Source organism: Stenotrophomonas sp. S39, from assembly GCF_016624665.1.
Taxonomy (GTDB): domain Bacteria; phylum Pseudomonadota; class Gammaproteobacteria; order Xanthomonadales; family Xanthomonadaceae; genus Stenotrophomonas.
The window spans coordinates 1-6,980 of sequence record NZ_JACVTT010000147.1 but is presented as its reverse complement, the minus strand read 5'-3'; the positions used below and the strand labels follow the sequence as shown (position 1 = coordinate 6,980).

Annotated in this window: 5 protein-coding genes; 2 read left to right on the top strand and 3 right to left on the bottom strand. The window is 65.8% G+C overall.

Translation table 11 applies throughout. The features are described from left to right. Nucleotides 1-57: 57 nt before the first annotated feature. Both IAE41_RS21345 and IAE41_RS21340 read right to left on the bottom strand, forming a co-directional pair. Nucleotides 58-1,713: an MFS transporter gene (locus IAE41_RS21345; RefSeq protein WP_200734472.1), complete on the bottom strand. Its 1,656-nt coding sequence runs from the start codon at nucleotides 1,711-1,713 to the stop codon at nucleotides 58-60. Between the two features lie 95 nt (nucleotides 1,714-1,808). Further along, nucleotides 1,809-3,236, bottom strand: a complete 1,428-nt coding sequence (locus tag IAE41_RS21340) for a DcaP family trimeric outer membrane transporter (protein WP_200734471.1) — start codon at nucleotides 3,234-3,236, stop codon at nucleotides 1,809-1,811. 244 nt (nucleotides 3,237-3,480) lie between these two features. Here IAE41_RS21340 and acs point away from each other — a divergent pair, with 244 nt between their 5' ends. Further along, on the top strand, nucleotides 3,481-5,424 hold the full coding sequence (gene acs / locus IAE41_RS21335) for an acetate--CoA ligase (RefSeq protein WP_200734470.1): 1,944 nt from the start codon (nucleotides 3,481-3,483) through the stop codon (nucleotides 5,422-5,424). 153 nt (nucleotides 5,425-5,577) lie between these two features. Further along, nucleotides 5,578-6,243 (top strand): response regulator transcription factor, encoded by a 666-nt coding sequence (locus IAE41_RS21330; RefSeq protein WP_006477308.1) that lies wholly within the window; start codon nucleotides 5,578-5,580, stop codon nucleotides 6,241-6,243. Between the two features lie 157 nt (nucleotides 6,244-6,400). Here IAE41_RS21330 and IAE41_RS21325 read toward each other — a convergent pair whose 3' ends face one another. Next, complete coding sequence (locus IAE41_RS21325; RefSeq protein WP_200734469.1) at nucleotides 6,401-6,856, bottom strand: transposase; 456 nt, start codon at nucleotides 6,854-6,856, stop codon at nucleotides 6,401-6,403. Nucleotides 6,857-6,980 lie beyond the last annotated feature (124 nt).

The following is a 6,980-nucleotide window of genomic DNA, read 5'->3' as shown; positions in this document are numbered from 1 at the left end:
CCCCCCTGGGGGGGGGGGGGGGGGGGGGGGGGGGCGCCGGGCGGCCCCCCACGCCGGTTACTTGGTGATGTCCACGTTCTTCGTTTCACGCAGGAACAGGCCGCCAATCACCACCGACATCAGCGCGATGATGATGGGGTACCACAGGCCGTAGTACAGGTTGCCGGTACCGGCCACCAGCGCGAAGGAGATCGCCGGCAGGAAGCCACCGAACCAGCCGTTGCCGATGTGGTACGGCAGCGACATCGAGGTGTAGCGGATGCGGGTCGGGAACAGTTCAACCAGGTAGGCGGCGATCGGGCCGTAGACCATGGTCACGTACAGCACCAGCAGCCACAGCATGAAGATCGTGCCGGCGATGTTGATGCGCGAACCATCGGCCTTGGCCGGGTAGCCCGCCGTGGTCAGTGCACCCTTCAGCTCCGCACCAAAGGCATCGGCCTTGGCCTTGCCTTCTTCCTTGGTCAGGCCGGCGGCCTCGTACGAGGTGACGCTGGCGCTGCCCACGTTCACCATGGCCAGCGAACCGGCAGCGGCCGGCTGCACGTCGTACGGCACGCCCGCCTTGGTCAGCGCGGCGGTCGCCACGTCGCAGGAGCTGGTGAACTTGCGCAGGCCGACCGGATCGAACTGGAACGAGCAGGTGCTCGGATCAGCCACGACCAGTGCCGGCGAGTTGCTGCGGGCTTCTTCGATGGCCGGGTTGGCGAAGTGGGTCAGGCCCTTGAAGATCGGAATGTAGGTGACGGCAGCCAGCAGGCAGCCGGCCAGGATGATCTTCTTGCGGCCGATACGGTCGGACAGCCAACCGAAGAAGATGAAGAACGGCACGCCCAGCGCCAGCGCGGCGGCGATCAGCAGGTAGGAGGTGGTGGCGTCGACCTTCAGCATGCTGCTCAGGAAGAACAGCGCGTAGAACTGGCCGCCGTACCAGACCACGGCCTGGCCGGCTGCGGCACCCAGCAGGACCAGCAGCATCAGCTTCAGGTTGCCGCCCCTCAGGCTGTCACGGAACGGGGTCTTGGAACCCTTGCCTTCGGCCTTCATCTGCTGGAACAGCGGCGATTCGCTCAGCTGCAGGCGGATCCACACCGAAATACCCAGCAGCACGATCGAGACCAGGAACGGAATGCGCCAGCCCCAGGCTTCGAAGGCTTCGTTGCCCAGGAAGTAGCGGCAGGCCAGGATGATCAGCAGCGACATGAACAGGCCGAGCGTGGCCGTGCACTGGATGAAGCTGGTGTACAGGCCGCGCTTGTCTGCCGGCGCATGTTCGGCCACGTAGGTCGCCGCGCCACCGTACTCACCGCCCATCGCCAGGCCCTGGGCCAGGCGCAGCACGATCAGGATCACCGGTGCTGCGAAACCGATCGAGGCGTAGTTGGGCAGCACGCCGACCAGGAAGGTCGAGATGCCCATGATGAGGATGGTGACCAGGAAGGTGTACTTGCGGCCGATGCGATCGCCGAGGCTGCCGAAGAAGGCCGCGCCGAACGGACGCACGAAGAAGCCGGCGGCGAAGGCCAGCAGGGCGAAGATCATGCCCGTGGTTTCGTTGACGCCACTGAAGAACTGCTTGGCGATGATGGCCGCGAGCGAGCCATACAGGAAGAAGTCATACCACTCGAAAACAGTGCCCAGACTGGACGCGAAGATGACCTTCTTGTGGCCCTGGGTGAGTTCGGCTTTCGCCGGTGCAGGTGTTGTTGACATGGGACGCTTCCCCTCCGAAGCAATCGTTGTTGGTGGGTGCCGACCGTTGGCCGGCACTCGATCTAGGCTGGTGCCGACCGTTGGTCGGCACGCATTCAGAAGCTGTACTTCGTGGTGAACTGCACGCGGTTGATGTCGCCCTTGCGGCCGTCCTCGATCTCACGCACGCCGTACATGTACTCGGCACCGATATCGACCTTGGGCATCGGCGTGTAGAAGATGTTGCCGCGGATGCTCTGCACGCTCTTGGTGACCAGCGGCCCCAGGCTGCCATCGTTGTCGTAGTCGCTGCGGGCGTAGATCAGGTTGGTGCGCAGCTTCGGGGTGAACGCATGGCGCCAGCCGACGTAGCCGGCCAGCACGCCGGTCGGGTTGAGCTCGTCGCGGGCGATGTCGTAGGCGGTATCCGCGGTGACGCCCAGGCCGATGTAACGGGCGATGCCTTCGCCACCGGTCAGCTGGTAATGCAGCGAATCATTGCCGCCCATCACCCACTTGCCGCCGAGGGTCAGGCCGCCAGCCACCTTGTCGGCCTTCGCGTTGGTGGCCTGGTTGTCGACCTTCAGCTGGCGGACGATGCCGCCGACGCCGAAGGTGCCCCAGTCACCCTTCCAGCCGTAACGCATCGTCAGGTCGGGCAGGCTGCCACGGTCGGAGTTGGCGCTGGTGTTGGTCCACGCGCCGGTGACCGGGTTGCGGGTGCCGGTGAGGGTGGTGGTTTCCGGGTTTTCCAGAGCGACGCTGAAGCCGCCCTGCGTGTAACGCACCTGGGCCTGGCGGACGAAGATCACGCCATCGGTCGGGCCGACGAAGTCGACCGCTTCCGGCAGCGCCGCCGCATCCATGAAGTTGGACCAGGTCTGGCCAGCCAGCCAGTTGTTCCAGTACATGTAGGCGTGGCGCAGGGTCACGCCGTAGGTGTTGGTGGCGGTCTGGTTGCCCAGCGAATTGCCGAAGAAATCCATCTCGAACATCGCGCCGGACTTGTTGCCCGACTCGCTGACGTTGTCGATGCCGATGTTGAAACGCGAGAACTTGGCGTGGGCGTTGTAGTCCACGTCCGAGCGCTTGCCCGAGCCGCCGGCGCCGGCCACCGGGGTCTGCCCCGGCAGGTACAGCGCGCGGCCGGTGGCATCGTCGGCCAGCTGGCCATCGCTGGTCTGGGTGGCCAGGAAATCGGCCTTGATGAAGCCGCCGATCTTGACCGTGGTGCCCGGCGCGGCGCCCGGGGTGATGGTGGTGACCTGGATCGGCTGCTTGCCGGCCGGCACCTGTGCGAGCGGCTTCTGCTCGGCCTGCACGGCGCGGACATCGGTCACGGCCTGCTGGGTCTGGACGATCTGGGTCTGCTGTTGCTGCTGCGAGGACAGCAGCGCCTGGACCTGGCGTTCCAGTTCAGCGACGCGTGCTTCCAGTGCTTTCTCTTTGGCGGTCTCTGCAAACGCCATGCCCGGTGCGACCAGGGCGACCAGCAAGCAGGCCGCCAAAGGTTTGCGCACGGCTTTCAACGTACGGTGGCTCATGTTGCCCTCTCTCCCAAGTGGCAAGGTGATGCCGCGCGTGGGGCACGGTCGAGCCGAGACTGCGGGGCGTTTATGTATAGCGGTATTCGCCATTGGTCGAACCCGGGCCTGCAGAGCGCCGTCTTTCGACCATGGTCTAAGCGCCGTGGTGACGCGACCGGGGGTGGATGGGGCAAACTGGTGGCGGAGGGTCGCTGCGATGCTGCGACCGCACATACAAAGTCAACGTGCAAGTGAGGGTGCCATGGCTGATATCTACCCCGTCGATCCGCAGTTCGCCGCCAAGGCACGCATCGACAAGACGTCCTACCAGCAGCAGTACCAGGCCTCGGTGTCCGACCCGGATGCGTTCTGGGGCAAGGCCGCCGAACGGCTGGACTGGATGCGCAAGCCGACGAAGATCAGGAACGTCAGCTACGACCTGGCCGACTTCCGCATCAAGTGGTTCGAGGACGGCGAGCTCAACGCCAGCGTGAACTGCCTGGACCGCCAGCTTGAAAAGCGCGGCGACAAGACCGCCCTGCTGTTCGAACCGGACGGCCCGGACGCGCCGGCCCAGCACGTGACCTACCGCGAGCTGTACGAGCGCACCTGCCGCCTCGGCAACGCACTGCGCAACCTGGGCGTCAAGAAGGGCGACCGGGTCACCATCTACCTGCCGATGATCGTCGACGCGGCCGTGGCCATGCTGGCCTGCGCGCGCATCGGTGCCATCCACTCGGTGGTGTTTGGTGGCTTCGCGCCGAACTCGATCGCCGACCGTGTCAGCGATTGCCAGAGCAAGCTGATCATCACTGCCGACGAAGGCCTGCGTGGTGGCCGCAGGATTCCGCTGAAGGCCAACGTCGATGCCGCGCTGAAGCTGCCGGGCACCAATACCGTCGAAACCGTGCTGGTGGTGCGCCACACCGGCGGCGCGGTGGACATGCAGGCCCCGCGCGACCGCTGGTTCCACGACGTGGTGGACAGCCAGCCGTCCACCTGCGAGCCGGAACGCATGAACGCGGAAGACCCGTTGTTCATCCTCTACACCTCCGGTTCCACCGGCAAGCCGAAGGGCGTGCTGCACACCACCGGTGGCTACCTGCTGTACGCGGCCTACACCCATGAAGCGGTGTTCGACCTGCGCGAGGACGACATCTACTGGTGCACCGCCGATGTCGGCTGGGTCACCGGCCACAGCTACATCGTGTACGGCCCGCTGGCCAACGGCGCGACCTCGCTGATGTTCGAAGGCGTGCCGAACTACCCGGACACCTCGCGTTTCTGGAATGTCATCGACAAGCACCAGGTAACCATCTTCTACACCGCGCCCACCGCCATCCGTGCCCTGATGCGCGAAGGCGAGGAGCCGGTGAAGAAGACGTCGCGCGCCTCGCTGCGCCTGCTCGGCAGCGTCGGCGAGCCGATCAACCCCGAAGCCTGGCGCTGGTACTACGAGGTGGTCGGCGACAGCCGCTGCCCGATCGTCGATACCTGGTGGCAGACCGAGACCGGCGGCATCCTGATCTCGCCGCTGGCCGGCGCGATGGACCTCAAGCCGGGTTCGGCCACCCTGCCCTTCTTCGGCGTGCAGCCGGCGATGGTCAATGCCGATGGCGAGATCCAGGACGGCCCGACCGAGGGCAACCTGATCATCCGTGATTCCTGGCCGGGCCAGATGCGCACGGTCTACGGCGACCACCAGCGCTTCATCGACACCTATTTCCGCACCTACCCGGGCAGCTACTTCACCGGCGACGGTTGCCGCCGCGATGAAGACGGCTACTACTGGATCACCGGCCGCGTGGACGATGTGATCAACGTGTCCGGCCACCGCATCGGCACCGCCGAAGTGGAGAGCGCGCTGGTTTCGCACCCGAAGGTGGCAGAAGCCGCCGTCGTGGGCTTCCCGCACGACGTCAAGGGCCAGGGCATCTATGCCTACGTGACCCTGGTGGCCGACGAAACCCCCAGCGACGAGCTGCACAAGGAGCTGGTGGCGTGGGTGCGCAAGGAAATCGGCCCCATCGCCACGCCGGACCACCTGCAGTGGGCGCCGGGCCTGCCCAAGACCCGCTCGGGCAAGATCATGCGCCGCATCCTGCGCAAGATCGCCGAGAACGCGCCGGACCAGCTTGGCGACACCTCGACCCTGGCCGATCCGTCGGTGGTGGCGTCGCTGGTGGACGAACGCAAGGTCCGCTGATGGACCATCCGGGCCGGGGCTTCGGGGTCGGATCCCTTTCCACCAGGAAAGGGCTCTGACCCCAGTGAACTCCGGCCACCAAGGGGTCAGATCCCTTTCCTGACGGAAAGGGATCTGACCCCGCACTGTTTTCCCCCACGGTTCCCCCCGACCATGACCACCCTCCTGATTGCCGATGACCACCCGTTGTTCCGCGAAGCCCTGCGAGGGGCCGTGCAGCGGGTCATCCCGGGCGTGCAGCTGTTCGAGGCCGACAGCGTGGAAGCGCTGTACGCGCTGGCCGACCAGCACAACGACGCCGACCTGGTCCTGATGGACCTCAACATGCCCGGCGCGCAGGGGTTCAACGCGCTGGTGCACATGCGCTCGCTGCACCCGCACCTGCCGGTGGTGGTGGTGTCCGCGCGCGAAGAAGCGACGGTGATGCGCCGCGCGCTCGATCACGGCGCACTGGGTTTCATTCCCAAGTCGGCCGACTCGGACACGATCGGCCACGCGCTGGGCACCATCCTCGATGGCGAGACCTGGGCACCGCCGGAAGCGCACAACGTGCCGCCCACCGGCAGCGAGGAACGCGAAGTCGGCCAGCGCCTGCGCGAACTGACCCCGCAGCAGTTCCGCGTGCTGCAGATGCTCGGCGCCGGCCGCTTGAACAAGCAGATCGCCTACGACCTCAACGTCTCCGAAGCCACGATCAAGGCCCACGTCACCGCCATCCTGCGCAAGCTGGGCGTGACCAACCGCACCCAGGCCGTGCTGATGGCCGGCAAGCTGGCGATCGACGACGACGCCATCGTGCTGCCGCCGGAAGAAGACTGACACTCCCGTTTGTAGAGCCGAGCCCATGCTCGGCTGCTGTTCGCCGAAGGCCGCGCTACGCGCGTGAGCCGAGCGTAGGCTCGGCTCTACAGGACTCCCCGGCACCTGAATTTGTAGAGCCGAGCCCATGCTCGGCTGCTGTTCGCCAAAGACCGCGCTACTCCTGCAAGGGCCATCTGCTCCAGGCGTAGGGATACTCGCCAAGATGCGTGGCCAGCCCGGCACGAACCGGATTGGCCGCAATGTACATCGCCTGCGTGCGCAGGCACTCATCGCTGCGCAGGCCGTGATCGTAATAGCCCGGTTGCCAGATCGGTGCAACGGCATCAACGCGCCTGGCAATGGAACGTCCGCTGCGGGACTTGAGAATCTGCAAGCACCCGGCGAGCGTTCCGCGTCGCAGTTCGATCAGCCAGTGAAGATGATCCGGCATGATCACCCACGCCAGGGACCACGTCCGCCCCGTCCGCTCCACCGTACGGAGCGCTTCGATCAGAAGGTCGACGTTGGCTTCATCGTCGAACCAGCGTCGCCGCGCGTGTGTCACCGTGGTGACCGCGTAGACGTTGCCGGTCTGCGACCAGCGGCCAATACGGAGTGCGGGGCTGGACATGCCCGAAGACTATGCTGCGACCGAAGGGCTCTCCATCAGTGCACCACGGCGAGACATGTAGGCCATTTCCCCGTTGTAGAGCCGAGCCCATGCTCGGCTGCCTTTCGCCTGAGAACCGCGCTGC